The following is a 25,472-nucleotide window of genomic DNA, read 5'->3' as shown; positions in this document are numbered from 1 at the left end:
TTTATGGAGTTCCGGGCAGCGTCTTCAGCATGAATGGGAGAAACCGGTCAAAGACCATCATAGGCACCATCTTCGCCGGCTCGGCCTTGCTCGCGGCCGGGGCCTGCGCAGGCGCCCTCACCCAGTCCGGCACCATCAAGGCGGAGCCCGCGCGGGGCGTCATCCCCCTGCCCATGTCGACGCCGGGCGGTCCCCAGCAGGAGCCCGGAGACATGGCGAGCCTCGAGAAGGCGGCCACCGCGGCCACGAACTCCGCCGAGGGCTCCCATGTCCTCTCGGTCCAGTCAGAGAACGACGGCAAGATCTGGGAGGTCCAACTGGCCGGCCCCGACGGCACCGAGCGACTGCTGGAAGTGGACGCGTCGGGAAAGGTGGTCTCGGAAGCCAGGTCCAAGGACACCGGCAAATATGAGAAGGCCAGGGTCATGGGGCTGATCAAGGACGCCAAGGTGACCTTCAAGGACGCGCTGGAGAAGGTGTCCTCCTCGGTGTCGCACGGCAAGATCACCCACATGAGTCTGGACAAGTACAACAACGACCTTCTCGTCTGGGATGTCGATGTCCTCAGCCCGGACGGCGCCTGGCAGGGGCTCAAGATCGACGCCAAGACCGGCACCGTGACCAAGAGCCACTAGAGGAGCCGGGTCCGGCGGGCAGCCGACGCCGCTACGGTGTTCCGGGATGCCGGAGGAGTTGCAGGCTGATACCGCGCGCGGCCGCCAGGACCGGGGGTACGACGCCGGGCATGGGCAAGCCCGGCAGTGGATCGTCGGCGCGTACGACGACGGAGAGCGCGGCCACCACCTCGTCGGCCGCGTCGCTCACGGGCGCGGCCACCGACACCGCGTCGAGGGTGACCTGCCGGTCGCTGACGGCGAAGCCGGTGCGCCGCACCTCGGCCAGTACGCGCCGCAGGGCGTCCGGGTCCACGATGGTCTTGCTGGTGAAGGCCGCCAGCGGCCTGCCCAGGTAGCGCTCCTGGAACGCCCGGGGCGCGTACGCGAGCAGCACCAGCCCGACGCCGGTGGCGTGCGCGGGCCATCGTCCGCCGACCCGGCTGTGCACGCCGACGGCGTCGTGGCTGGAGATCCGCTCGATGTACACGACGTCCAGCCCGTCGAGGACGGCGAGCTGGACGTGCTGACGGGTCGCCACGAAGAGGTCCTCGAGGTAGGGCATGGCCACCTCGCGCAGCCCCAGGCCGCGAGGTGCCAGTGCCGCGACCTCCCACAGGTGCAGGCCGATCTGGTAGCGGCCGTTACGGTCGCGTTCGAGCGCGCCCCATGTGACCAGCTCGCCGACCAGGCGGTGCGCCGTCGTCAGCGGCATCCTGGTCCGCCGGCTGATGTCGGACAGGGTCAGCCGGCGGCGTTCGCCGGAGAACGCGTCCAGAACACTGAGGACCCGGCTGGCCACCGACCGTGCGGGATCCGGTTGCCTGGACGGGCTTGCCATCGTTGCTGTGGTCATGGTCATGGGCAGCGCCTCCGACCGTCGATCGCGCTTCGAGTACGCCGGGTCCCGGCCTCACCATTTCGTTGAATGTTGTTTGCGGCAACGTAATCCCGGGAGGCGAGACGGGTCTAGCCCTATTTCCGGGCTAATTTGTTGCCTTTGATAACAATCTAGAAACACGCCCGTCACGCCCGCGGGTCAGTACGACCCGCCAGCCGCTGACGCTTCCCGGCTTGAATTCCCCCGCACGGGGGAGGTTTTTCGCCCAGGAGAGGGAGATCGCCAGCGGATGGTGGGCACTACCGTCGGCGGCCATGAGATCACGTACGCGCCCGGCGCTACTGGGCGCAGGCTGGGCAGGCGCGGCGGCGCTCACGCTGGTGGCGCCGGGAAACCTGGTCATGCGGCTGGCGTTCGGCAAGCTCGGCGATCCCGCGCTCGTCTGGCAGATACTGCTGGCCGCGCTGGGGTTGCTGCTCGCGCTGACCACCACCCGCTACGGCATGCGTACCGCCCCACGCACACGCGAGCGCCGGGCCGATGGGACGATCCGTCCCGCGCTCTGGGCCAAGGTGGTGACCTGGGTGGCGGCCGGCGTGCCGGTGCTGGGCTTCTCGGTTCCGCACCTGCTGTGGGGGCTGGGCGTACCGTTTGGCGTGGCGGCGGACTCCCGCTCCCTCCTGACAGGGCTGGGCGGCTCGGCGGTGTTCTGGGGCTTGCTCGTCGCCGGACCGGCCGCCGGGGGCCTGCTCACATTGGGGCTGATCGGCCGATGGGGCCAAGTCGTCCCGGGATGGGTGCCGTTCGCGGGGCGGCGGCGGGTACCGCGTGGCCTGGCGGTCGTTCCGGCCGCGGTGGTGGGTCTGCTCGTCGGCCAGTACGGGGCGATGATGACCAAATGCCTGGCGTTCGGCATCACCCGCACGTGCGCGCCCGACGGCGGTGCCATGGTCCTCGACGGGAGCTGGGGATTCGCGGGGACCTATCCGGTCTTCCTGGCCTGGGGCGTGTTCCTGCTCGCCGCCACCGTGGGTTACCTCCACACCACTGGGCAAAGAGCCTGACAGCCGGGCATGGCGGCCGATGTCGCCATGCCCGGCTGTCGAGGCGCGCCGGGCGGACAGATATCCACGCCCGGCTCGAAGCCAACCGGTCAGAAGGGGCAGGTGTCCATCCACTGGGTCACCAGTGAGGTGTTGGTCCGGTCGGCGTCACGCTGGGTGCCGCACAGGAACGGCGTGAAGCGCGCGTCGCTACGCAGCCAGCGGCTGAAGAACGACACGATCCACTTGCCCTGCTTGGCCTTGTTGCCGTTGCCGGTCATCGGGCAGAGGTGGTCGCCAGGAACCTCGATGTACAGCTTCTCGGCCTGGGTCATGCTGTTGTACCAGGGCTTGGCGTAGGTGTTGCCGGGTGCGGCGACGTCGCTCGCGCAGGTCAGGAAGAAGGTCGGCTTGTTGACGGCGGCGAAGTTGGGGCTCTGGTGGTAGGGGGCGAGGGGTACGCCCGCCGTGAACCGGCTGTCGTCGCGCAGCGCCACCATCGTGCCGCCTCCGCCCATGGAGTGGCCGGACACGCCGAGGGTGCCGTTCAGCTTGCCCGAGAGGGGGTTGCCCGTGGCGTTGCCGAGGTTGAGCAACTGGGTGCCGGCCGCCCTGATCTCCGTGCCACGCTGGTCGGGGGTGTCGCTCAGGGTGTTGGTGTCGACGTTGATGACCACGAAGCCCCAGGACGCCAGACGCGGGCCGAGCCAGCTCAGGTTCGCCTGTGTGCCCTGGTAGCCCGGCATCAGGACGATGCCCGGATACGAGCCACTGGCCGTCGGGTACGTGACGGTGCCGGCCTTGTAGCCGCTGGGGTTCGGAACCGTGTACGTCGCGGTGGCCAACGGTCCGTTGGTCGCCTCCAGCGACTGGATCGTGGGGTCGGGGATGGTGCCGCCCGGTGGCGGCGTGGTGCCGCCCGACGTGCCGTAGACCTGGAACTCCCACAGGGAGTAGCCATAGGCGGTCCCCCGCGCCGTCCCGAGCAGCCGTACGTACCGGCCGCTTCCGGCCACGGTGAGAGATTGCAGCCCGCCGGTGCCGCTGGTGGTCGTGTAGACGGTGGTCCAGGCCGAACCGTCGGCGGAGGTCTGGATCTGGAAGGCCCGGCCGTAGGCGGCCTCCCAGTTCAGCACGACCTGGGTGATGGTGGCGGTCGCGCCGAGGTCGACCCGCAGCCATTGGGGGTCGCTGAAGGCGCTGGCCCAGCGGGTGGCGGCATTGCCGTCCACTGCCGCCGAGGCCGGCGTGGTGGCGTTCTCGGTGGATGACGCGGTCGCCGGTTTGCCCTGGGACAGCAGCTCGGCGGCGGCGACCTGGGCAGTGGCGGCGGCCCGGGCGGCGACCGCGCCACCTGCGAGCGCGGTCGCCAGGGCGACGATCACCGCGACGCACGCCGCCAACCACGGGGCGCGGCCCAGCGGTCGCCCGCCGGCTGGATTGAGGGGGAATCTCATGGTCTTACCTCTCCGGAACGAAGACGGCGGGCATGGCTCCGCCGCCACGAGGACGACACGAGGACACGACAGGAGGACAGGACAGGAGGACAGGACAGGACACGAGGCAGGAAGGGACGCGGCTCTGAGCGGAGCCGGTGGTGGGGCTGCTCCTTGGAGCACATCCATCGATGAATGCCGAGCTGCTGAAACATATGCGGCGATCTACGGCCCGGGAAGCGCTCTAACCGCTGAACGGAAGATAAATGACTTTGTCTCCGCTTTGGCGGGAGACCTCAGCGAACGTCTTCCGGACGATGGAAGTGGTCCTTGTCGCATATTCAGCCTGGCCATATGTTGTCGGGCGCAACATATATCGAAGATCCTCATTGACGCGTCCCAGCTCAGGTCGCGGTCCGCGGACCCTGGCCATTCCCTGAGAGAGGACCTGGCACATGCCCCGACGACTCCATAGAGCGACCGCCCTGGCGGCCGCCGCCCTCCTCACGCTGGCAGGTGTCGCCCAGTCGCCACCGGCGGCCGGTGCCAGCGATCCCTCGCCCCTGAGCGCCTCGTACGGGCCCGAGCAGCGTGCCGAACGCATGCTGGCCCGCATGACCCTCGACGAGAAGATCGCCATGCTGCACGGCGTCGGCTTCGAGTTCGGTAAGGGGTACGCCGGGCGGATCCCCGGCAACACCCGGCTGGGCATTCCCGCGATCTACCTGGCCGACGGCCCCAACGGGGTCGCCAACGGGAGCACGGGCATCACCGCCTTCCCCGCCGCCATCAACGGCTCGGCCACCTGGGACACCGCGCTCATGCGGCGCTACGGCGAGGCGGTCGGCGCCGAACAGGCCGGCAAGGGGCACAACGTCGCCCTGGCGCCGACGATCAACATCGTGCGCTCGCCGCGCTGGGGCCGTACCTTCGAGACCTTCAGCGAAGACCCCTACCTCACCGCGCGGATGGCCACCGAGGAGGTGAAAGGGGTCCAGAGCCAGGGCGTCATAGCGATGCCCAAGCACTTCGCGGCCAACAACCAGGAGACCGACCGTGGCAAGGTCGACGTCCGGGTCTCCGAGCGGGCGCTCAACGAGATCTACTATCCGGGCTTCCGCGCGGCCGTGCGGGACGGCGGGGCCAGGTCCGTCATGTGCGCGTACCCCAAGGTCAACGGCACCTACGCCTGCGAGAACGGCGACCTGCTGCGCGGCGCGCTCAAGGACGCGATGGCGTTCACCGGGTTCGTGGTGTCGGACTGGGGCGCCACCCACAGCACGGTCGCCTCGGCCGACGCCGGGCTGGACGTGGAGATGCCGGGATCGACGTACTTCGGCGACGCGCTGAAGCAGGCGGTGGCGGCCGGCCAGGTCACGGTCGCGGCCATCGACGACAAGGTCCGCCGCATTCTCAGCGCGATGTACCGGACCGGCCTGTTCGACCGTGACTACACGCCACGCGACGAGGTGTCCACGCCCGCGCATCGGGAGCTGGCCCGGGGCCTGGCCGAGCAGGGCATGGTGCTGCTCAAGAACGAGCGCGGCGTACTGCCGCTGAACAAGGCGAGGTCGCTGGCGGTGATCGGCGACGCGGCCGGCGACCACGCGACCTTCTACGGCGGCGGCTCGGCCGCGCTGCAGCCGTCCACCACCGTGAGCCCGCTGGCCGGTCTGACCGCGCGGGCCGGCGGCGGCGTCACCCTGAACCAGGCCCGCGGCACGCTCGGCACCGGCGCCCTGCCCGTGCTCTCCGGCGACCTGCTGCGGCCCGCGTCGGGCGACGGGCCGGGACTGACCGCCACCTACTACCCCGCTCCCGACTTCACCGGCGACCCCGTGCTCACGCGGGTCGAGCCCTCGGTGAGCTTCTCCACGGCGCCCAGCGGCGTCACCGGCACCTGGTCGGCTCGGTGGACCGGCACGCTGACTCCGCCCAAGACCGGCGGCTACCGCTTCTCCCTCAACGGCTCGGGGCAGGCCCGGCTCTACATCGATGGCAAGCTCGTCGCCGCGAACCACACCGAGTTCGGCGGCATCGCCCACGGGCTGGCCGACCTGACAGCCGGACGGACCGTCTCGATCAAGCTCGAGTACTCCACCGCGGGCTCCCTCTTCGGCGCCGCCCTGCAACTCGGCTGGGCCGCGCCCGACCCGGCGCTGCCGGCCGAGGCCGTCGCCGCCGCCCGGCGCTCCGACGTCGCGCTCGTCTTCGTCAACGACGCCATCAGCGAGGGCGCCGACCGCGACTCCCTCGCCCTGCCCGGCGACCAGGATCAGCTCATCGAGGCCGTCGCCGCGGCCAACCCGCGAACCGTGGTCGTGCTCAACACCGGCGCGCCGTCGCTGATGCCGTGGCTGAACCGGGTGGCCGGGGTGCTCCAGGCGTGGTACCCGGGCCAGGAGTACGGCAACGCGGTCGCGGCCGTGCTGTTCGGCGACGTCAACCCGTCCGGGAAGCTGCCGGTGACCTTCCCCGCCGACGACCGGCAGGGCCCGGACGTCGCGTACGGCTTCCCCGGCGACGGCACCACGGTCCGCTACGACGAGGGCCTGAACGTCGGCTACCGCTGGTACGACGCCCGGCGCCGGCGCCCGTTGTTCCCCTTCGGCCATGGCCTGTCCTACACCAGCTTCGCGTACGACAATCTGCGGGCCGACAGCCACGCCGTACGCGTCCGGGTCACCAACACCGGAGCCCGCGCCGGAGCCGAGACCGCCCAGCTCTACCTCGGCTTCCCCAGCGCGGCGGGCGAACCTCCCCAGCAGCTCAAGGGCTTCCAGAAGGTGTGGTTGCGGCCGGGGCAGAGCACCGTGGTCACCTTCCCGCTCGACAGCGCCGCGCTGTCCAGCTGGAGCCCGGCCGCGAAACGCTGGGTCGCATCCCACGGCGTCTTCACCGCCGCGGTGGGCGCGTCGTCCCGCGATCTGCGCGTGACCGGTCAGTTCCGCGGCTGACCCGCGCGACCGATCGGTTGCGCGGCTGACCCCCGCTGTCCTCAAGCCGCCGGCAGCGCGAACTCCATCGGAGCACTCGCGCTGCCGAGCCAGGCCGTAGGGCGCGGCGACGAAGAACCCTCCCGTCTTGGTGAACCGGCACGAATCGGCCGCCCTCACTGTGGCGTACGGTCGCGGGTGACATCGACTACTCGGAGGGCCGGCAGGTTGATCGCGGTCAGGGAACTACACGAGATCGCGGAGTTCGAGGAACTGTTCGCGCTGTTCGACGGCATCTGGCGGTTCGACCAGGGCGGGCAGCCGATCACGGTCGAGCTGATGCGGGCGCTGTCGCACGCGGGCGGGTACGTCGCGGGCGCCTTCGACGGCGACCGGATGGCCGGCGGGTCCGTCGGGTTCCTCGCGGCGGGCAACGCGCTGCACTCCCACATCACCGGCGCCTCCGCCGGACGCGGCATCGGGTTCGAGATCAAGCTGCACCAGCGCCGGTGGGCGCTGGAGCGCGAGCTGGGCCGGGTCACCTGGACCTACGATCCGCTGGTACGCCGCAACGCCCATTTCAACCTGGCCAAGCTGGGCGCCCGGCCGCGCGAATACCTGCCCGGCTTCTACGGCATCATGGACGACGAGATCAACCAGGGCGACGAGTCCGACCGGATGCTGGCCGTCTGGGAGCTGTCCGCGCCGCATGTCGAGGCCCTGGCCAGGCGCGAGCCGTGGCCGGTCCACGTGCCGGGCGACGCGGTGGTGGGCCTGGCCGACGACGGGGACCGGCCGGTGCCGGGCCGCACGGACGCCGCGGTGGTGCTGGTGGCCGCGCCTCCGGACATCGAGGGGTTGCGCCGGGCCGACCCGGGAACGGCCAAGGCATGGCGGCATGCCATGCGGGACGTCCTGGGCGGCCTGATCGCCGAAGGCCGCGTCATCACCGGGTTCCATCAGAAGTCCTTTTACGTAGTGGAGAAAGCGTGAAGATCACCGGAGTTGAGCTGCGGCGGATCGCGATGCCGCTGGTGGCGCCGTTCCGCACCTCGTTCGGCACCGAGACGGCCCGCGACGTGCTGCTGGTGCGGGTCGTGACGCCCGACGCCGAGGGCTGGGGCGAGTGCGTGGCCATGTCGGAGCCGCTCTACTCCCCCGAGTACGTCGACGGCGCGGCCGAGGTGATCCGGCGCTTCCTGCTGCCCGCCCTGCCCCGCACCCTCGACGCGAACGCCGTCGGCCGGGCACTGGAGCCGATCAAGGGGCACCGGATGGCCAAGGCCGCCCTGGAGACGGCCGTGCTGGACGCCCAGCTCAGGGCGGCGGGCGAGTCGTTCGGCCGGTTCCTCGGCGCGGCCCGTGACCGGGTGCCGTGCGGGGTCTCCGTCGGCATCATGGACTCGATCCCGCAGCTGCTCGACGCCGTCGAGGGCTACCTCGACGAGGGGTACGTGCGGATCAAGCTGAAGATCGAGCCCGGCTGGGACGTGGAGCCGGTCAGGGCGGTGCGCGAGCGGTTCGGCGACGACGTTCTCCTCCAGGTCGACGCGAACGCCGCCTACACCCTCGTCGACGCCCGCCAGCTGGCCAAACTGGACGACTTCGGCCTGCTGCTCATCGAGCAGCCCCTGGCCAACGACGACTTCGTCCAGCACGCCAAGCTGGCCAAGCAGCTGCGGACGCCGATCTGCCTGGACGAGTCGATCGAGTCGGTCGAGCACGCCGCCGCCGCCATCGCGCTGGGCTCGTGCTCGATCGTCAACGTCAAACCCGGCCGGATCGGCGGCTACCTGGAGGCCCGCCGCATCCACGACCTGTGCCGGGCGAACGGGATCGCGGTGTGGTGCGGCGGCATGCTGGAGACCGGGCTCGGCCGGGCCGCGAACGTGGCGCTGGCCGCGCTGCCCGGGTTCACGCTGCCGGGCGACACCTCGGCCTCGCGCCGCTACTTCGCCACCGACATCACCGAGCCGTTCGAGCTGAGCGACGGCCACCTGGCGGTGCCGACCGGGCCGGGGCTGGGCGTCGCGCCCATTCCGGCCGTGCTCGACGAGGTCACCACCGCCACCGAGTGGATCACTCTCTGAGCCCTCCGGTCAGCCCTCGGTCGAGCCTTCAGGTGAGTCGGGGCACCGCCTCCAGGAGGGCGCGCGTGTAGTCGTGGGCGGGCTCGCCGACCACCCGTTCCGTGGGCCCGGACTCGACGACGCGGCCCTGGTGCATGACCGCGACGACGTCGGAGACGTACCGGACGACCGCCAGGTTGTGCGAGATGAACAGCATCGACAGGCCCAGCTCGTCGCGGAGCGAGCGCACCAGGTTGAGCACCGCGCCCTGGACGGACACGTCGAGCGCGCTGGTGATCTCGTCGGCGACCAGCAGGTCGGGCGCGGCGCCGAGCGCCCGGGCGACGGCGACCCGCTGCCGCTGGCCGCCGGACAGCTCACGCGGGTAGCGCCCGGCCAGGTCGGCGGGCAGCGAGACGAGCCCCAGCAACCGCTCCACCTCGGCCCGCCGCCCCGCCCGGTCACGCCTTACCCCCTCCCCCACCGACTCGCCGACCGTCATGCGCGGGTCCAGGGAGGCGTACGGGTCCTGGAAGACCATCTGGACGTTGCGCGCCCCGTCGATCCGGCCCGTGTACGGCACCAACCCGCTCACCGCCCTGGCCAGCGACGACTTGCCCGACCCCGACTCGCCGACGAGCCCGACGATCCGGCCAGGGGGGATCTCCAGCGTGACCCGGTCGACCGCGGTGAACGCGCCGAAGCGCACGGTCAGGTCTTCGATGATCATTTGACCTCCCAGCAGGCCACGCGGCCCGCCTCGCCGTACGGGATGAGCGGAGGACGTTCGGCGGAGCAGCGGGCGGTCGCCAGGGCGCACCGGTCCGCGAAGGCGCAGCCATCGCCCACGTCCGATGGGGCGGGCTGGCGGCCGGGGATGCTCGCAAGGGGTTTGTCCCGGTCGGTGGCCATGTCGGGCAGGGAGGCGATGAGCGCCCGCGTGTACGGGTGCGCGGCTTCGGCGGCCAGCCGGCGGACGGGCAACTCCTCGACGACCCGGCCCGCGTACATGACCATGACCCGGTCGCACAGCTCGCCCACCACGGCGATGTCGTGCGTGATGAACAGCGCGGCCGCGCCGCTCTCCTCGGTGACCTCGCGCAGCAGCCGCAGGATCTGCCGTTGCACGGTCACGTCGAGCGCCGTGGTCGGCTCGTCGGCGATGATCAAGCGCGGCGTGGCCATCAAGCCCATCGCGATCACCGCGCGCTGCCGCATGCCGCCGGACAACTCGTGCGGGTGCTGCCGGGCGCGCGCGGCCGGGTCGGGCAGGTGGACGTGGCCGAGCCGGTCCATGGCCCGCCGGTTCGCCTCGGCCCGCCCGGCGCCCTGGTGCACCCTCGCCACCTCGGCGAGCTGCCCGCCCACCCGCAGCGCCGGGTTGAGCGAGGCCATGGGGTCCTGGAACACCATGGCCAGCGTCGTGCCGAGCTCCTTGCCCGACAGCGTGGCGAGGTCCCGGCCGCCGAGCAGCAGCCGCCCATAGGCGACCCTGCCCGGGTAGGGGACGAGCCCGCCGATCGCGGCGGCGGTCAGGCTCTTGCCGCTGCCCGACTCTCCCACCAGGCCGACGATCTCGCCGGGGGCGATGGTCAGCGACAGCCCGCGCACGGGCGTCACACCGCCGGGGAACGCAACGGTCAGGTCCCTGACCTCCAGCACCGCGCCGGGGTCCGGCTCGCCGGGATCGGCCTGTACGGCCGCGTCCGACGCCTTCCCAGCCGCGGCGGTACGGGCGGCGGCCTTGGCCATGGCGTCGCCCAGCAGGTTGAACCCGATACCGGCGAGCGCGATGGCCGCCGCCGGGCCGAGCGCGACCTCGGGCGTGACGTAGATGCGGGCGAACCCGTCGAACAGCAGCCGGCCCCAGTCGAACGACGGCGGCTGCACGCCCAGGCCGAGGAACGACATCCCGGCCAGGCCGAGCAGGGCGCCGCCGAGCGCCTGGGTGAGCTGCAGGATGAGCGGCTCGGCGATGTTGGGCAGCACGTGCCCGGTCAGGATCCGGCGGCGGGACACGCCGAGCATGCGGGCGGCCGACACGTAGTCGGATCCGGCGACGGTCGCGGCCAGCGTCTGGGTCAGCCGGGCGAATCCGGGCGCGATGGCCACCCCGATGCCCAGGACCGCGCCGCGGGCGCCCAGCCCGGAGACGACCGCGGTGAACATGGCCAGCAGCAGTCCGGGGAAGGCGACCAGGGCGTTGACCAATCCGGTGATCAGCCGGGCGGGCCGGCCCGGCAGCACGGACGGGAGGGCGCCGAGCACGATCCCGGCCAGACCGCCGATGAGCGTGGCTGCCAGCGCCAGCGCCAGGGAGAACCGGCCGGCCACGAGCACTCTGGCGAGCAGGTCGCGGCCCAGGCTGTCGGTGCCGAGCGGGTGGGCGGCGGACGCGCCCTGGAGGATGGCCGCCGCGTCGATGCGCTCGGCGCTCGCGCCCCAGACGGGCGGCCCGACGACGGCCAGCACGATCATGGCCGCGACGAGCACGGCTCCGGCGACCGCCGCGGGCGTGCGCGGCAGGCGGGGCTTCACGCGGGACTCCCTGGTCGCACGGCCTTCACTCGTGTGCGCGGCGGGCGAGGCTTCACTCACGCCTCCCTGATCTTGGAGGTGGGGTCGAGCGCGGCCAGGGCCAGGTCGACGGCGAGGTTCACGACGAGCACGATCGCGCCGTAGACGAGGATGACGCCCTGGGCGACCGGATAGTCCTTCTGCGTGATCGACTCGACGATCTTCAGGCCGAGCCCCGGCCAGGCGAAGACGTACTCGACCAGCACGCTGCCCGCGATCAGCGCCGAGAGCAGCAGGCCGCCCAGGGTGAGGGTGGCGGTGAGCGTGTTGGGCAGCACGTGCCTGAGGTAGAGGCGGGCGGCGGGCAGGCGTTTGGCGCGCGCCAGCCGTACATAGTCGGTGCCCAGCTCGCGCAGCGTCTCCGCACGGGAGATGCGGGCGATCATCGCGATCGGGCCGATCGCCAGGGCGAGGACGGGCAGCACGTACGAGACGGCGCCCGCCTTTCCAGCGGGCGGGAACGCGCCGAGGCCGACGGCGAAGACGGTCACCAGCGCGATCGAGTACAGGAACTCCGGCACGGCGACGGCGGTGCCTGTCACGGTGGTGAAGGCGTACTCGGTGCCGCGGTTGCGGCCGTTCTCGGTGCGGACGGCCGCCCACATGCCGAGCGGCACCGCCACCAGCAGCGCCACCACGGTCGCCAGCAGGGCCAGGGCCAGCGTGTTGGGGAGCCGGGCGGCGACGATCTCGACGACCGGCTCGCCCGACAGGAACGAGGTCCCGAAATTTCCGGACAACACGTGGCCCGTGTACGTGAGGAACTGCTCGGGGATCGACCGGTCGAGCCCTAGCGCCGCCGTACGCGCCCGGACGAGCTCGATCGGCGCGGCCGGCCCGAGCGACGCCCGTACCGGATCACCCGGAATGAGATGGATCATCGCGAAGGACGCGACGAGCAGCGCGGCGAGCGAGACGACGAACCGTACGACCTGCCGCACCACCCACCGCGACCCGCGCGACCGCTCCCGGCTCGGCGAGCCGGGTCCGGCCTTCTGGAGCTCGCGCACTCAGCCTCCTTGCGTGAGGCGGATCGAGGTCGGCACGACGCCCCCGGCCATCATGCGGAACGTGCCGCCCTTGCCGGCGGCCAGGACGGTGTTCTCCACGACCGGGACCAGGTCGGCGTTCTCGAACAGCGCCGACTCGGCCTCCAGCCACAGCTTGCAGCCTTCGGCCGCCGGCATTCCCGAGGCTTTCGTGATGAGCGAGGTGTAGCGGGTGTTGGTCAGGTGGGCGAAGTTGGCGCCCTTGGGCGCGGCCGGTCCCGACAGGAAGCCGACGAGCTGGCTCGGCAGGGTGACGGCGATCGGCAGCCAGATGGCGTCCCAGTCCTGGGTGACGTTGAGCGACTCCGCCAGCTTGGCGTCGATGATGCCGTTCAGCTTCACCTCGACGCCGGCCTTCTTCCAGGCGGCGCCCAGGTACTCGGCCGCCGCCTGTACTCCGGATCCCCTGGTGGTGGGGTAGACGAAGCGCAGCGTCAGCCGCTTGCCGTCCTTGACCCTGACGCCGTCGGCGCCGGCTCGCCACCCCGCCGCGTCCAGGGCGGCGGCGGCCGCGGCCGGGTCGTTGGCGGGCACGTGCCCGGTGACCGTGTCGCCCTGGCAGGGGCGCGGGTCGAGGACGAGCCCGGTGGCGGGCCGGCCGGTGCCGCTGGCGGCGATCCCGGACAGCTCCTTGAGGTTGACGGCCTGGGTGAGCGCCTTGCGTACGGCCGGGTCGTGGGCGGGCCGGTCGTCACCCTGGTGGTAGAAGAACTGGCCGTTCCCGTAGGGCAGGACGTTCTTGACGACTCCCGGGGTGGCCGCCACGCGGGCGCGGTCGGGGCCGTAGAAGGTGGCGCCGTTGAGCGTGCCGGCGACGAGCAGGTTGGCGGCGGTCTGCTCGTTGGGCACGACCTTCAGCGTGACCGTCTCGGGCAGCTCCTTGGCCGTGGCCCCGCCGGGGCCCCAGACGTACTCCCTGCGGACCTTGAAGGTGTAGTGGTCGCCCGAGACCGACTCGGTGAGCCGGTAGGGGCCGGAGCCGGAGGTGGCGTGGGCGAGCAGCGAACGGTCCTTGACGCCCTTGCCGCACACGATGTACATCTGCTCGGCACTCTCCAGGATGAAGCTGAAGGGCTCGGGCGCGGACAGGGTCACGGTGCCCGCCGCGTCGTCCGCCTTGGCCTTCATCCCGGCAGGCACGAGAACGCCGTAGATGGGCGACTTGGTGGCGGGGTCGGCGATGTGGTTGACGTTCTCGGCCACGTCGGAGGGGGTGAGCTTGGCGCCGTCGGAACAGGTCGCGTCCTTGCGCAGGGTGAAGGTCACCGAGTCGGGCTTGACCTGCCACTTCTCGGCGAGTGCCGGGACGATCCGGCCGTCGGCGCCGACACCGACGAGGGTGTCGTACGCGAACGCGAGCACCTGGTTGGTGACCGACAGCACGCCCATGGCGGGGTCGAGCACGCCGGGGTCGGCGCTGATGGCGAAGGAGAACGTGCCGCCGGTGACCGGCGCGCCCGTCCCCGAGCCGGTGCCTGTTTCTGTGCCCGCAGTGCCGCCGCAGGCCGCGGCGAGCAGGGCCAGCGCGACGAGCGCGGCTGGTTTTCTCATGTGGGGCGCTCCAGGGGAGTGGGATCTGAGGCACCACCCTGGTCGCTGACCGTAGATCGTTCTTCGTGCGCTGTAACGAAAAGCGCGGCGGGCGTGGTGCTATCGCCCGAAGATGCGCATCTGGAGCATGACGGTGAGCCGCGCGTCGGCGTCGGACAGGTCCAGCCCGCTGATCTCGGTGAGCCGCTTGAGCCGGTACCGGAAGGTGTTGGCGTGTACGTGGACCCTGGCCGAGGCGGCGTTGACGTCGCCGAACGCGTCCAGGTAGGCCCGCAGCGTGGCGACCAGGTCGCTGCCGTGCTCGGCGTCGTGGTCGAGCAGCCGCTGGTAGGGGCCGGTCGGCGCCTGGTCCTCCGCCGCCGCCACGTCGGCGACCTGGAGCAGCAGCGACTCGAAGTGCACGGCGGTGTAGCCGGCGACCTGGCCCGTCGCGCTGCGGGCGAGCAGCACGCGCAGCGCCCGGTCGGCGTCCGCGCGGGACCTGGCGACGTGGGCGAGGCTGGCGGCCAGGCGGCCGACGCCGACGCTGGCCGAGTGCCGCGGCCCCACCCTGGCCAGGAAGCTCTCCGCGACGCGTACGGCCCGCGCCTCCTCCTCACCGCCCGCCTGCAGCGGCAGCACGGCGTAGGTCACCGAGCCGACGAGCGCGGCGGCCGCCTTGGGGTGGATGGCGCCGACGTGCAGCGCGAGCGCGTCGGCGAAGCGCTGCCGGTCGCTCTCGGCGCGCGCCGGGTCGTCGTCGGCGGGGTGCGCGAGCTGCGCGGCGAGCACGCACAGCCGGGCGGTGGCGATGCCGAGCCGCGCGGCGGCCTCGGGCGCGTCGGCGCCGCCCGCGAGCACGGTGGACAGCAGGTCGCTGCGGAGCCGCCGCTGGGTGTCGGCGCCGGCACGCTCGCGCAGCAGCTGCAGGGCGACGATCTTGGCCGCGTCGGCGAGCGCGCGCTGCCGCTGGGGCGTGAGCGGCTCGCGGACGGCGGCCCAGATGGAGCCGAGGATCTCGTCACCCGTCCGCACGGCGACGGCCGCCCGGTTGATGCTGTCGCCGTCGAGTTCGAGGTAGACGGGCTCGTGGCTCTGGTAGAGCAGCTTGAAGAAGCCGTTCTCGTCGAGCATCCGCTGGTAGTGCTCGGGCACCTGGCGGCCGAGCACGGTGGCGATCCGGCCCTGGTCGGCCTCGTCCTGCCGTTCGGAGTAGGCCAGCACCCGCGCGGACCTGTCCTCGATCGTGACAGGCGCGTCGAGCAGCGCGCAGACCGCGTTGGCCAGCGAGAACAGGTCGCCCTGCGGCTCCTCCCCCGGCCCGGCCAGGTCGCCCTCCGCCAGCAGGGAGCGCAGCAGGGCGGCGACCTGGGCCCAGGAGGCGGCCCTGGTGAGTCCGAGCACGGCCACCCCGGTCTCCAGCACGGTCGCGCGCACCTGCTCGTCAGCGTCCACGGGCAGCTTGACCACCACGCCGGCCGCCGCCGGGGCCCGCGTGAGCAGCGAGCAGATCTCCGCCGTGCCCTGCACGCCGACCGCCAGCAGGATGCCGCCCGGCGGGACGAACAGCTCGTCGAGCGGATCGAAGATGTGCACCCCGGTCACCTCGGCGTCGAGGTCGCCCGGCGAGGCGGCCACGTCGATCACGGTGCTGCCGAGGTCGTTCAGGATCCGTCCTAGGCTGGCGCGCGGGCGGTCGTTCATCCACTCACCGTAGTCCGGCCCGAAGCCGTTGTTCGGTCCGGAGCCGTTGTTCGGTCCGGAGCGAGTGAGCGGGCGGCCGTCCGCCCGCTCACCGTGGTCCGTCATGTTCAGCTGATCTTCGGAGTGGCGCGCGCTCCCAGGTGGATGTACGGCGAGCCGTCCTCGAGCCGGTAGAACACGGCGGACATCCAGTCCGGGTCCTCCTCCCGGCGGCAGACGAAGGTGACCTCGTCCACGGGGACGAGCTTCATCTCCATCGGCGGCTGGAGCGCGGCCAGAGCGCCGGTGGCCTCGCCGAGGATCCACAGCTCGCCGTCGCGGACGCTCAGCGTGGCGCGGAACCCGGCCCGCTCATAGACGCCCACGTAGCCGTCGACGTCGACCTGGACGGGCGTCTCTGGCGGCCCGAGCCTGGGCGGCACGGACAGGCCGTCCAGCTCGGCGAACAGGTCGGTGGCCACGGCGTGCGTGAACGCGCCGCTGTGCCCGCCGTTGGCGGTGACGCACACGATCGTGCCGGTGTCCGGTACGGCCCAGAGCATGGCGTGCTGGCCGATGGTGTTGCCGCCGTGGGAGATGACCTGGTGACCGTCCCATTCGTCGAGGATCCAGCCGATGCCCCACTGCCTGCCCAGCGCGTACGGGTTGGGGATGTCGACCTGCGGCTCCCACATGGCGCGCGGGTCGTCCAGAAGGCCGCCTTCGAGGTGGGCGCGGGCGAACGCGACCACGTCGGCGGGCCGGGCGCAGATGAGCCCGGCGGGCCCGGCCGAGCGCATGAGGCCCCAGACGGGGGCGGTCGCGCCGTCGACGTGGCCCATGGCGGCGCGGAAGCGCAGCACGTCCTCCGGAAGGGTCCAGGTGTGGGTGAGGCCGAGCGGTTCGACGATCTGCTCGCGCAGCACGTCGTCCCAGCGCTTGCCCTCGAGCTTCTCCAGGATCCGGCCGGCGATGGTGAAGCCGGAGTTGCAGTAGGACTGGGTGGCGCCGAGCGGGTGGTTCTGGGCCAGGTCGGCGCAGGCCGCGACGTATTTCTCCACGCAGTCGTCGCCGCGCCCGGTGTCGAGGAAGAGGTCGCCGTCGATGCCGCTGGTGTGGGAGAGCAGGTGCCTGACCGTGACGGTCTTGGAGACCTCCGGATCCGCCACCCTGAACTCGGGCAGCACCTCGGCCACCGGCGTGTCGAGCGTCAGCCGGCCGCGCTCGATCTGCCGCATGAGCAGGGTCGCGGTCCACACCTTGGTGACGGAGCCGATCTGGAACAGCGAGTCGGGTGTCGCCTCGACACCGGTGTCCTTGTTGAGCGTCCCCGCCGCGAACTCGTGCACCTCACCCCGGTGCAGGTAGGCCAGCGCGGCCCCCGGAACCTCGTGCTCGGCGATCAGCTCGGCGAGCCGGTGACCCATTGCTCCAGCCACGTGATGATCCTCTCGTTGAAGTCGTACCGGTGTGAGGGGCGCCCGTTGAGAATGAACAGGTGCGAGGCGTCCGGATAGCGGACCAGCCGGACCGGCACCCCCTGCTCGCGCAGCGCGGCGAACCACTGCTCGGCCTGGCCGACCGGACAGCGGTCGTCGCTGTCGCCGTGCAGGAGCAGGGTGGGGGTGGTGACGCGGGCCACCTGGGCGATCGGTGACTGGGCCTGGAGGTCGCCCCGGCATTCGTACGCCTTGATGAGGGATCCGAGGTCGGACGTGCCCGCCATGCTGGCGAGGTCGCTGACGCAGCCGCCGGGGATGGCCGCCTTGAACCTGCCGGTCCTGGTCGACAGCCAGCACGCCATGTAGCCACCGTAGCTGTAACCGGCGACGGCCAGCCGATCAGGATCGGCGACGCCCTCCGCCACCAGGTCGTCCACGGCCGCGAGGAAGTCCTGCTCGTCGGCCAGCCCCCAGGCGCCGATGGTGGCGGTGAAGAAGTCCTCGCCGTACCCGTCGCTGGCGCGCGGGTTGACCAGCAGGATGGTCCAGCCGTCGGCGGCGAGCCGCTGGTGGTAGAGGTGGGCGCCGTCGAAGGCGGGCGACCACGCGTTGTGCGGGCCGCCGTGCACGTCGAGCAGCAGCGGGCCGGGGGTGGTACGGGTCTCGTCGCGCAGCACGAAGCCCTCGATGGTGGTGCCGTCGGGGGCGGTGAAGGTACGGGGGCGCGGGATGAAGAGGTCGACGTCCGGGAGGGCGTGGTGGGTGAGGGGCTCGCCGTCGAGATAGACGTCGCCGGCGCTGAGCGGGGAGGAGGCGACCCAGGCGACCCGGCCGGCAGCCACGGACACGCCGGACACCGTGAAGTCGTTGCCGACGATCTTCACGGCCTTCCCGGCCTCACCTGTCTCCTCTGACTTCCCGGCTTCCCCAGCCTCCCCGACCAGCGGCTCGCCCGGCAGGCGGTACAGGTGCGTGCGGCCTTGGTCGCGGGCGCAGAACAGCAGGTCGTCGCCCAGCAGCGCGGGGACAGCACCGGGATAACCGGGGGCGCCGGTCATGACGTTACGGTCGAGCCCGGTCTCCACCTCGTCGAGGGTGTCAGGGCCGAGCGTGTACAGGCGGGTGTGGCCGATGGCCTCGCGCAGCCCGGCCACCACCAGCCGGGCGCACTGGCCCTGGCCGTCGCGGTCGGAGCCGGGGTCGGGAGTGCCGTCGCCGTCGGGGGCGGTGAGCCACCAGGCGCCGGTGCAGATGACGTCCGGCCCGGTGAGGCGCTCCGGTTTGCCCGGCGTCGGCCCGGTGGCGTCCACCTCGTACACCGCGCTCTCCACCACCAGGTCACGGTCGGGCGCCATGCTCGCCGCGAACGCCAGCCGCCGCCCGTCCGGCGACCACGACGGCTCGCCCGCGTGGAACCCGCCCTCGGTCACCTGAACGGTGTCGCCCGTCGCCACCTCCACCACGAACAGCTGCGTGGTCAGGCCGCGCAGCAGCCCGGTGCCGTCGGCCTTGTACTCCAGGATGTCGGCCACGACCGGCGCGTGGGGGTCGAGGTCTCCGTACGGTCCGCTGTAGGCGATCCGGCTGCCGTCCGGCGACCACACGGGCGCACCGGCACCGAGCGGCGCCGAGGTGAGCGGGCGCGGCTCGCCGCCGTCCATCGGCAGCAGGTGGATCTGCGCGCGCCCGTCGACCGGACGCAGGAAGGCGAGCTGCCGGCCGTCGGGCGACCAGCGCGCCGCGCTCCCGGAGGCGAGCCGGCGCGGCTCGGATCCGGGGGCGGCGAGCCAGATCTCGGCCTGGTTCTGGTCGGAGTCGCGGTCGGCGGTGGTGAGCGTGTAGGCGACGGCGCCGCCATCGGGGCGCAGCCTCGGGTCGGATGGGACCGCGATGCGGTAGAGGTCGTCGAGGACGAGGCGTGGCATGACCGTACGGTAGGTCCGGCCGGGTCACGGCATCTTCGGCACATCCGACGAAGGCCACCGCTCCCGTTGTGCGAAACACCAACGACCGCGTGACGCGAACCACCGGCCCGGGGACTCTCGCCTAGGACAACCGCTCGCACACCGTGAACGACACGCTCTGCCTGTCCTTCGAGGGTGTCAGCAAGTGGAAGACGATCGTGTGCCGACCTGGCTCGAAGGCGCCGAAGGGGTTGCGCCGGTTCTTGGTCGTACCGGTCACCCAGTCCGTCTTCCATCCCTCGTCCTGGCCGTCCACGACCCAGCGGTAGCCGTACTCGATCTGCTTGCCCGACGGGCCCTTGAGCAAGGCGACGGGGAAGAGGCTGGGCGAGTAGCAGTTCGGTCCGGTCTGCTGCCCGTCCAGGGTCAGCGACGCCAGGCGTACAGTCCCCGCGGCCGCGGTCTTGGTCGGAGTTGTGGTTCTCCGCGGGGAGGTCGTGGGTTTGGGCGTCGGCTGCCTCGAGACGGAGCTGGTGGGCTTCGAGTCGCCGGTCCGGGTGGGGCGCGACTTCTTGACCGGCGGGCTGGGTGTCTTGTCGGTGCCCTGTTTCTTGGCCGACGGACTGGGAAGCGTGGTGGCCTGCTGTTCCGTGGCTGACGGGAGGGGGGCGGCCGTCGGCGTCGTCGTGCCGGGCAGCAACATGATCGCCCCGGCCACCAGCGCGCCGGACACCGCCAGTGCCCCGGCGCCCGCCAGCAGCGCCTTCCAGCGCGGGCTGCTCACGGGAGGACCCGCCGTACCGGCTCGACGGCCCGTCAGGTCGCCCGCCGTACCGCCTCGATGGCCCGTCAGGTGGCCCGCCGTACCGGTGGGCGGGGCGCCGATGAGCCGGAGCAGGACGTCCTGCATGGCGGGCCGGGCGGCGGGGTCCTTGGCCAGGCAGGACAGTACGATCGGGCGCAGCGGACCCGGCAGGTCCCCCAGATACGGCTCGTCGTGGAGGATGCGGCGGAACACCGCGGGCAGCGAGTCGTTGCCGAACGGCGGGCTTCCTGTCGCGGCGAACACGATCACCGACGCCCACGCGAAGACGTCCACCGCGGGACCGAGCGGGGCGCCCGCGAGCTGCTCGGGCGCCATGTACGCGGGCGTGCCGACGATGCTGCTCGTCACCGTCAGCGAATGGCCGGCCGCGCGGGCGATCCCGAAGTCGATGACCCGCGGCCCGTCCCTGCCGAGCAGCACGTTGGCGGGCTTGAAATCGCGATGCACCACCCCGGCCCGGTGGATCGCCGCCAGCGCGGTCGCGGTCGCCACCGCGAGCCGCTGCAGGTCGGCGCCGACATGGCGGCCGGCCTCCTGCAGCGAAGGGCCCTCGACATACTCGGTCACGATGTACGGCCGGCCGCCCAGCGAGGCATCGAGCACCTGAGCGACGCAGAACGGCTCCACCCGGCGCGCCGCGTCGATCTCCTTGGCGAAGCGGTGATCACCGGCCAGGCCGTCCGCCAGCAGCTTGACCGCGACCGGCCGCCCGTCGGGACCCTGGCCGAGGTAGACCACCCCCTGACCGCCCGCGCCCAGACGCCCGGACAGCCGGTACGGCCCCACGACCTGGGGATCTTCTGGCAGCAGCGGGGTCATCAGTCGTCGCTCGGGCAGATGGTGAAGGAGAAGGCCTTCGACACCGCCTGGGGGGAGGTGAGGCGGAGGGTGACCCGGTGGGTGCCGTCCGTCTGCACGAGCGGGCCGATGACCGTCTGGGTGTGGGATTCGGCGATGACGCTCTCAGAGCGCGACACCACCCGCCCGTCCAGGACCCATTCGTAGCGGAAGTCGGTGGCCAGTTTGGTCCCCTCGACCAGGCCGGAGATGTTGCCATGGTTGTACACGCAGTCCGGGGAGTCGGCGTGACTGGGACCGATGACTCGCACCCACACGATCCGGAAGGAACCGCTGCCCGATGACGATTTCGACGACGAGGTCGTGGGTTTGGGGGCGGTCTTTGTTGGTTTCACGGTCTGTGTCGGTTTCACGGTCCGCGTCGGCTTCGGGGTCTGTTTCACGGTCGGCTTCGTCGTGTTCGCCGGGCTCTTGGTCTTCGGGTGCTGGCGCGTTTTCGTCTTCGCCGGGGTGGGCGTCCCGGTGGCGGTGAACGCCAGTGACCGCGTACTCGGCCCCGATTCCCGGAGATCCCAGACGCTCGTGGCGCCCCAGGCGACGGCGCCCGCGACTGCCAGCGCCCCCACGCCCGAGACGCCCGCGACGAGCGCCGTCCTGGTCCCGTGCCGCCGCCCGGGCACCGTGGCCGGACCGCGGCCGTCGGGACCGTCCAGACGCCCAGGACCGTCCGGGGGCCTGGGGGCGGCTCCGCCCAGGAGCTGCAGCAACACGTCCCGCATGGCCGGCCGGCGCGCCGGATCCTTGGCCAGGCACCCCAGCACGATCGCGCGCAACGGTTGCGGAAGATCGCCGAGCTGCGGCTCGTTGTGCAGGATCCGGTTGATCACCGCGGGCAGTGAATCCTCACCGAACGGAGGCGCCCCGGTGGCGGCGAACACGATCACCGACGCCCACGCGAACACGTCGACCGCCGGCCCGATCCCCTCGCCGGCGAGCTGCTCGGGCGCCATGTACGCGGGCGTCCCCACGATGCTGCTGGTAGCCGTCAGCCCCGACTCGACGGACCGGGCGATCCCGAAGTCGATCACCCGGGGGCCACCCTGCCCGAGCAGCACGTTGGCGGGCTTGAAATCGCGATGAACGATGCCCGCCTGATGAATGGCCGCCAGCGCGGTCGCGGTCGCCACGGCGAGCCGCTGCAGGTCGGCGCCGACGTGGCGGCCCGCCTGCTGGAGTGAAGGGCCCTCGACATACTCGGTCACGATGTACGGCCGGGCGCCCAGCGAGGCATCGAGCACCTGGGCGATGCAGAACGGCTCCACCCGGCGCGCCGCGTCGATCTCCTTGGCGAAGCGCTCGTTGGCGAGTCCCTCGCGCAGCACTTTGACCGCGACCGGCCGGCCATCGGGCCCCTGGCCCAGATAGACCACACCTTGACCGCCCGCGCCCAGACGCCCGAACAGCTGGTAGGGACCCATGGCAGTGGGGTCGCCCTCCCGGAGGGGTTCGACGTGCGCCATGGAGCTCCTGTGACAAGGGTAGGGATCTTCGGCACCATAGCGGGAAATGTCAGATCAAGTGAGCCAGTCGGGTAAACCGGATCTTCCGGGATGCGCCCTTTACAGGCGGACGACGAGCAGGGCGATGTCGTCGCGGGCGCCGCTGCTGACGTCCATGCCCGCCAGGAGGGCGTCGGCGAGGAGTCCTGGGTCGAGCCCACCGGATCGGGCGAGTACGTCGGTCAGCCGGGCCAAGCCGACGTCGATGTCCCGGTCGCGGCGTTCGATGAGACCGTCGGTGTACAGGACGAGGGTGTCGCCGGGTGCGTAGGACAGCTCGGCCTGGGGGCGGGTGACGTGTTCGGGGCGAGCGCCCAGCGGCGGGTCGGTGGCCTGGTCCAGCAGCGTACAGGCGTTGCCCAGATGGCACAGGACGGGTGGCGGATGGCCGGCGCTGCTGTAGGTGATGCGGCGCCTCCTGGTGTCGATCACGGCCTTGACCGCCGTGGTGGCCAGCGCCCCTTCGAGCGAACGGGCGTACAAGCCGAGCACTTCCAGCGCCGGGGCCGGCTCCTTCACGGCGCGGATCGAGGCGCTGAGCGCGCTGCGCAGCATCCCCATGGAGGTGGCCGCTTCCAGGCCGTGCCCGACGACGTCACCGACCGCGACGGCGAAGCAGCCGTCCGGCAGGTCGACGACGTCGTACCAGTCGCCGCAGACGTTCAGCGTCTCCACCGCGGGCAGGTAGCGCACCTCGATCTCGGGGTGCAGGTCGAGGTCGGGGCAGCGCAGCATGGCCTCCTGCAAGGCGAGCGCGACGTGGTGTTCACGGGTGTGGGCCAGGCGGAGTTCCTCGTTCAGCCGCTGGAGTTCCTGTGCCCTGCCGTACAGTTCGGCCTCCATCTCGGCACGCCCCGGTGAGCGGCGGGTGGTGGGCCGCCGCGGGCCGAAGGAGCGGACGAACTCCGTCACGTCCTCGACCCGGTGGATGATCCACGACAGCGTCCCGTCCGGTGCCAGGACGGGGGTGTTGATCGGAGACCACCAGCGCTCCTCGAACGCTCCAGGACAGCCGGCGAGGGGAATGTCGTACTTCTGCAGCGCCATCGTGTCCGGCACCCGGTAGGCCAGCACCCGGTGCAGCGAGGCGCTCAGGTTCTTCACGCCGCTGGCGTGGGGATCCTCGGGGTTGTCGGGGAAAGCGGTGAAGATGTGCTTCCCGATCAGGTCCTCGGCGGTGCGGCCGGTCGCGCGCAGGTAGGCGCCGTTCACATCGACGATCATCAGATCCGGGTCCAGCACCAGGCATGGGGCCGGCGTCACGGCGAACAGCGCCGCGTAGTCGACCCGCGGTGTGGCCGGCCTTCGCGTGCCCGGCCGGCGAGAGCTGGTCAGCCTGCTCACGCCACCCACTCTATGAGGTGTTTTACCTGGTCACCACAGGTGAGGCCGCCTTACGGCATACCGCCCTGCCGCCTCCCGGGAATATTGCGTTGCGTGGCGGTGCTGAGCGCCTCACTATGGTCCTCATGTTCAGGCACGATCACCTCGCGACGCCCGCCAACGCGGGCGCGTTCGAGCGTGCCTGCGACGGCCTGGAGCGCTGACCTCTTCCCGTAAGTCCTGAAGTGACCCGGCGGGGGGAGGTAGTCGGCCCGTGCGGGTCACAGCACATCCAGGACTCAAGAGGAAAGAATCATGGCCAAGCAGGCCTATATCCGTAACAAGCCGCATCTCAACATCGGCACGATGGGCCACGTCGACCACGGCAAGACCACGCTGACCGCCGCGATCACCAAGGTGCTCGCGCAGCGGGGCCAGGCGACGTACACGCCGTTCGAGCGGATCGACCGCACGCCCGAGGAGGCCGTGCGCGGCATCACGATCAACATCTCGCACGTCGAGTACGAGACCGACACCAGGCACTACGCCCACGTGGACATGCCGGGCCACGCCGACTACGTGAAGAACATGATCACGGGGGCGGCGCAGCTCGACGGCGCGATCCTCGTCGTGTCCGCGCAGGACGGCATCATGCCGCAGACCAGGGAGCACGTGCTGCTCGCCCGGCGGGTCGGCGTCGAGCACCTGGTCGTCGCGGTCAACAAGGCCGACGGCGCCGACCCGGAGCTGACCGACCTGGTCGAACTGGAGCTGCACGACCTGCTCGCCGAGCACGGCTACCGGGACGTCCCGATGGTCCGGGTCTCCGGTTTGCGGGCGCTGGAGGGCGACCCCGAGTGGACGGCGTCCATCGGCGCGCTGCTCCAGGCGGTCGACGACCACATCCCGGTGCCGGTCCGGTACGTGGACGCGCCGTTCCTGATGCCGGTGGAGAACGTGCTCACGGTCACCGGCCGGGGCACGGTCGTCACGGGCGCCATCGAGCGTGGCGCGGTCCGGGTGGGCGACTCGGTGGGCGTCGTCGGGTTCGAGTCCGCTGCCGACGCCGGCTTCACCGCCGTAGTGACCGGGGTGGAGACGTTCGGGAAGACGATGGAGCGGGGTGAGGCGGGTGACAACGCCGCCGTGCTGCTGCGCGGTGTCCGCCGCGACCAGGTGCGGCGGGGCATGGTCCTGGCCGCGCCCGGCAGCCAGCGGGCCCGCCGGTCGTTCACCGCCCGGATCTACCTCCTCACGCCGGAGGAGGGCGGACGGCGCCGGCCGATCGCGTCCGGCTACCGGCCGCAGTTCTACCTGCGCACCACCGACGTACCCGGCCGGCTCCTCCTGGACGACCCCGCCCAGCCGGGCGACACGGTCGAGGTACGGGTCGAGCTGGGCAAGGCCGTCGCTCTGGAGCCGGGCCTCGGCTTCGCGATCCGCGAGGGCGGCCTGACGGTCGGCGCGGGCACGGTACTCGACGTACCTGCTTGACGACGGTCGCGAGCACGGTCCACGCAGTCGGGGCGGGCACGGTCACCGTGCCCCGCCCCGACGACTGTGCTGATCTCGACGAAGGTCCGCACTCGGGGGCAGACGGCGGCAGCAACTCGGCGTTCGCCTTCGGGGTGTCCTCCCGGGCACACACAGAAGGGGGTGAACAATTCCGGGTGCCCCACAACTGCGTCCCGCCCAGCCTGGACCGCGGCCTCGATGATCATCTGCTCGTACCGCCGCCGAGTGGTGCCGGAACCCGGTGCGGCCACGTCGACGGGATCGCCGGCGGCCGGCTTCGCCATCGGCACCACCACGGCCTGTTGACGTACTGACCAAAAGAACCGA

Annotated in this window: 19 protein-coding genes; 7 read left to right on the top strand and 12 right to left on the bottom strand. The window is 71.6% G+C overall.

Annotation, left to right across the window (positions count from 1 at the left end):
- Positions 1 to 29 precede the first annotated feature (29 nt).
- Positions 30 to 635, top strand: a complete 606-nt coding sequence (locus AB0B64_RS34035; RefSeq protein WP_357953384.1) for a PepSY domain-containing protein — start codon at positions 30 to 32, stop codon at positions 633 to 635.
- A gap of 31 nt (positions 636 to 666) precedes the next feature.
- Here the strand turns inward: AB0B64_RS34035 and AB0B64_RS34030 are convergent, their stop codons facing one another.
- Positions 667 to 1,476 carry an IclR family transcriptional regulator gene (locus tag AB0B64_RS34030; protein ID WP_357953386.1) on the bottom strand — a complete coding sequence of 270 codons (810 nt, stop codon included), beginning with the start codon at positions 1,474 to 1,476 and terminating at the stop codon, positions 667 to 669.
- Between the two features lie 293 nt (positions 1,477 to 1,769).
- Between AB0B64_RS34030 and AB0B64_RS34025 the strand changes: the two genes are divergently transcribed.
- Entirely contained in the window at positions 1,770 to 2,519 is a 750-nt protein-coding gene (locus AB0B64_RS34025) for a hypothetical protein (protein ID WP_357953388.1), read from the top strand.
- Positions 2,520 to 2,608: 89 nt separating this feature from the next.
- On the opposite strand, the gene AB0B64_RS34020 is transcribed toward AB0B64_RS34025, so the two are convergent.
- Positions 2,609 to 3,955, bottom strand: a complete 1,347-nt coding sequence (locus tag AB0B64_RS34020) for a discoidin domain-containing protein (RefSeq protein WP_358182385.1) — start codon at positions 3,953 to 3,955, stop codon at positions 2,609 to 2,611.
- Between the two features lie 434 nt (positions 3,956 to 4,389).
- Here AB0B64_RS34020 and AB0B64_RS34015 point away from each other — a divergent pair, with 434 nt between their 5' ends.
- The 3 genes from AB0B64_RS34015 to menC all read left to right on the top strand — a co-directional run bounded on the left by AB0B64_RS34015 (position 4,390) and on the right by menC (position 8,960).
- On the top strand, positions 4,390 to 6,891 hold the full coding sequence (locus AB0B64_RS34015; protein WP_358182382.1) for a glycoside hydrolase family 3 C-terminal domain-containing protein: 2,502 nt from the start codon (positions 4,390 to 4,392) through the stop codon (positions 6,889 to 6,891).
- Positions 6,892 to 7,098: 207 nt separating this feature from the next.
- Positions 7,099 to 7,863, top strand: coding sequence for a GNAT family N-acetyltransferase (locus AB0B64_RS34010; RefSeq protein ID WP_357953394.1), 765 nt, complete (start codon positions 7,099 to 7,101; stop codon positions 7,861 to 7,863).
- Positions 7,860 to 8,960: an o-succinylbenzoate synthase gene (menC, locus tag AB0B64_RS34005; RefSeq protein WP_357953395.1), complete on the top strand. Its 1,101-nt coding sequence runs from the start codon at positions 7,860 to 7,862 to the stop codon at positions 8,958 to 8,960. Before AB0B64_RS34010 ends, menC begins: the two co-directional genes overlap by 4 nt.
- Positions 8,961 to 8,988: 28 nt before the next feature.
- On the opposite strand, the gene AB0B64_RS34000 is transcribed toward menC, so the two are convergent.
- From AB0B64_RS34000 to AB0B64_RS33955, 10 genes are all read right to left on the bottom strand, one after another.
- Positions 8,989 to 9,669, bottom strand: coding sequence for an ATP-binding cassette domain-containing protein (locus AB0B64_RS34000; RefSeq protein ID WP_358182379.1), 681 nt, complete (start codon positions 9,667 to 9,669; stop codon positions 8,989 to 8,991).
- Complete coding sequence (locus tag AB0B64_RS33995) at positions 9,666 to 11,477, bottom strand: dipeptide/oligopeptide/nickel ABC transporter permease/ATP-binding protein (protein ID WP_358182376.1); 1,812 nt, start codon at positions 11,475 to 11,477, stop codon at positions 9,666 to 9,668. Before AB0B64_RS33995 ends, AB0B64_RS34000 begins: the two co-directional genes overlap by 4 nt.
- Positions 11,478 to 11,533: 56 nt before the next feature.
- The gene (locus tag AB0B64_RS33990; RefSeq protein ID WP_358182373.1) at positions 11,534 to 12,526 is read right to left on the bottom strand and encodes an ABC transporter permease; all 993 of its coding nucleotides are present in this window, start codon (positions 12,524 to 12,526) and stop codon (positions 11,534 to 11,536) included.
- Entirely contained in the window at positions 12,527 to 14,116 is a 1,590-nt protein-coding gene (locus tag AB0B64_RS33985) for an ABC transporter substrate-binding protein (protein WP_358182370.1), read from the bottom strand. It lies immediately after the preceding gene.
- 99 nt (positions 14,117 to 14,215) lie between these two features.
- Positions 14,216 to 15,904, bottom strand: coding sequence for a helix-turn-helix domain-containing protein (locus AB0B64_RS33980; RefSeq protein ID WP_358182367.1), 1,689 nt, complete (start codon positions 15,902 to 15,904; stop codon positions 14,216 to 14,218).
- A gap of 2 nt (positions 15,905 to 15,906) precedes the next feature.
- A complete protein-coding gene (locus AB0B64_RS33975; RefSeq protein WP_357957114.1) occupies positions 15,907 to 17,217 on the bottom strand; it encodes a serine hydrolase domain-containing protein in 1,311 nt (436 codons plus the stop codon).
- Complete coding sequence (locus tag AB0B64_RS33970; protein WP_358182364.1) at positions 17,181 to 19,145, bottom strand: S9 family peptidase; 1,965 nt, start codon at positions 19,143 to 19,145, stop codon at positions 17,181 to 17,183. Before AB0B64_RS33970 ends, AB0B64_RS33975 begins: the two co-directional genes overlap by 37 nt.
- Before the next feature lie 121 nt (positions 19,146 to 19,266).
- Positions 19,267 to 20,769 (bottom strand): protein kinase, encoded by a 1,503-nt coding sequence (locus tag AB0B64_RS33965; protein ID WP_357957117.1) that lies wholly within the window; start codon positions 20,767 to 20,769, stop codon positions 19,267 to 19,269.
- The gene (locus tag AB0B64_RS33960; protein WP_358182361.1) at positions 20,769 to 22,268 is read right to left on the bottom strand and encodes a protein kinase; all 1,500 of its coding nucleotides are present in this window, start codon (positions 22,266 to 22,268) and stop codon (positions 20,769 to 20,771) included. Before AB0B64_RS33960 ends, AB0B64_RS33965 begins: the two co-directional genes overlap by 1 nt.
- 99 nt (positions 22,269 to 22,367) lie before the next feature.
- Entirely contained in the window at positions 22,368 to 23,651 is a 1,284-nt protein-coding gene (locus AB0B64_RS33955; protein ID WP_358182358.1) for a SpoIIE family protein phosphatase, read from the bottom strand.
- Positions 23,652 to 23,945: 294 nt separating this feature from the next.
- Here AB0B64_RS33955 and tuf point away from each other — a divergent pair, with 294 nt between their 5' ends.
- Positions 23,946 to 25,124, top strand: coding sequence for an elongation factor Tu (tuf, locus tag AB0B64_RS33950; protein WP_357957123.1), 1,179 nt, complete (start codon positions 23,946 to 23,948; stop codon positions 25,122 to 25,124).
- Positions 25,121 to 25,459 carry a hypothetical protein gene (locus tag AB0B64_RS33945; protein WP_357957125.1) on the top strand — a complete coding sequence of 113 codons (339 nt, stop codon included), beginning with the start codon at positions 25,121 to 25,123 and terminating at the stop codon, positions 25,457 to 25,459. The genes tuf and AB0B64_RS33945 overlap by 4 nt, the downstream gene beginning before the upstream one ends.
- Positions 25,460 to 25,472: the final 13 nt, after the last annotated feature.

The sequence above is a fragment of the Nonomuraea sp. NPDC049129 genome (assembly GCF_040648495.1).
In the GTDB taxonomy this organism is placed as follows: domain Bacteria; phylum Actinomycetota; class Actinomycetes; order Streptosporangiales; family Streptosporangiaceae; genus Nonomuraea.
This window is presented reverse-complemented; position numbering and strand designations above follow the sequence as displayed.

Excerpts from the sequence above, each read along its gene's own strand:
- AB0B64_RS34035 (WP_357953384.1), top strand. The coding sequence starts at position 30 with ATGAATGGGAGAAACCGGTCAAAGACCATCATAGGCACCATCTTCGCC.
- AB0B64_RS34030 (WP_357953386.1), bottom strand. The coding sequence starts at position 1,476 with ATGACCATGACCACAGCAACGATGGCAAGCCCGTCCAGGCAACCGGAT.
- AB0B64_RS34025 (WP_357953388.1), top strand. The coding sequence starts at position 1,770 with ATGAGATCACGTACGCGCCCGGCGCTACTGGGCGCAGGCTGGGCAGGC.
- AB0B64_RS34020 (WP_358182385.1), bottom strand. The coding sequence starts at position 3,955 with ATGAGATTCCCCCTCAATCCAGCCGGCGGGCGACCGCTGGGCCGCGCC.
- AB0B64_RS34015 (WP_358182382.1), top strand. The coding sequence starts at position 4,390 with ATGCCCCGACGACTCCATAGAGCGACCGCCCTGGCGGCCGCCGCCCTC.
- AB0B64_RS34000 (WP_358182379.1), bottom strand. The coding sequence starts at position 9,669 with ATGATCATCGAAGACCTGACCGTGCGCTTCGGCGCGTTCACCGCGGTC.
- AB0B64_RS33985 (WP_358182370.1), bottom strand. The coding sequence starts at position 14,116 with ATGAGAAAACCAGCCGCGCTCGTCGCGCTGGCCCTGCTCGCCGCGGCC.
- AB0B64_RS33980 (WP_358182367.1), bottom strand. The coding sequence starts at position 15,904 with ATGACGGACCACGGTGAGCGGGCGGACGGCCGCCCGCTCACTCGCTCC.
- AB0B64_RS33970 (WP_358182364.1), bottom strand. The coding sequence starts at position 19,145 with ATGCCACGCCTCGTCCTCGACGACCTCTACCGCATCGCGGTCCCATCC.
- AB0B64_RS33965 (WP_357957117.1), bottom strand. The coding sequence starts at position 20,769 with ATGACCCCGCTGCTGCCAGAAGATCCCCAGGTCGTGGGGCCGTACCGG.
- AB0B64_RS33960 (WP_358182361.1), bottom strand. The coding sequence starts at position 22,268 with ATGGCGCACGTCGAACCCCTCCGGGAGGGCGACCCCACTGCCATGGGT.
- tuf (WP_357957123.1), top strand. The coding sequence starts at position 23,946 with ATGGCCAAGCAGGCCTATATCCGTAACAAGCCGCATCTCAACATCGGC.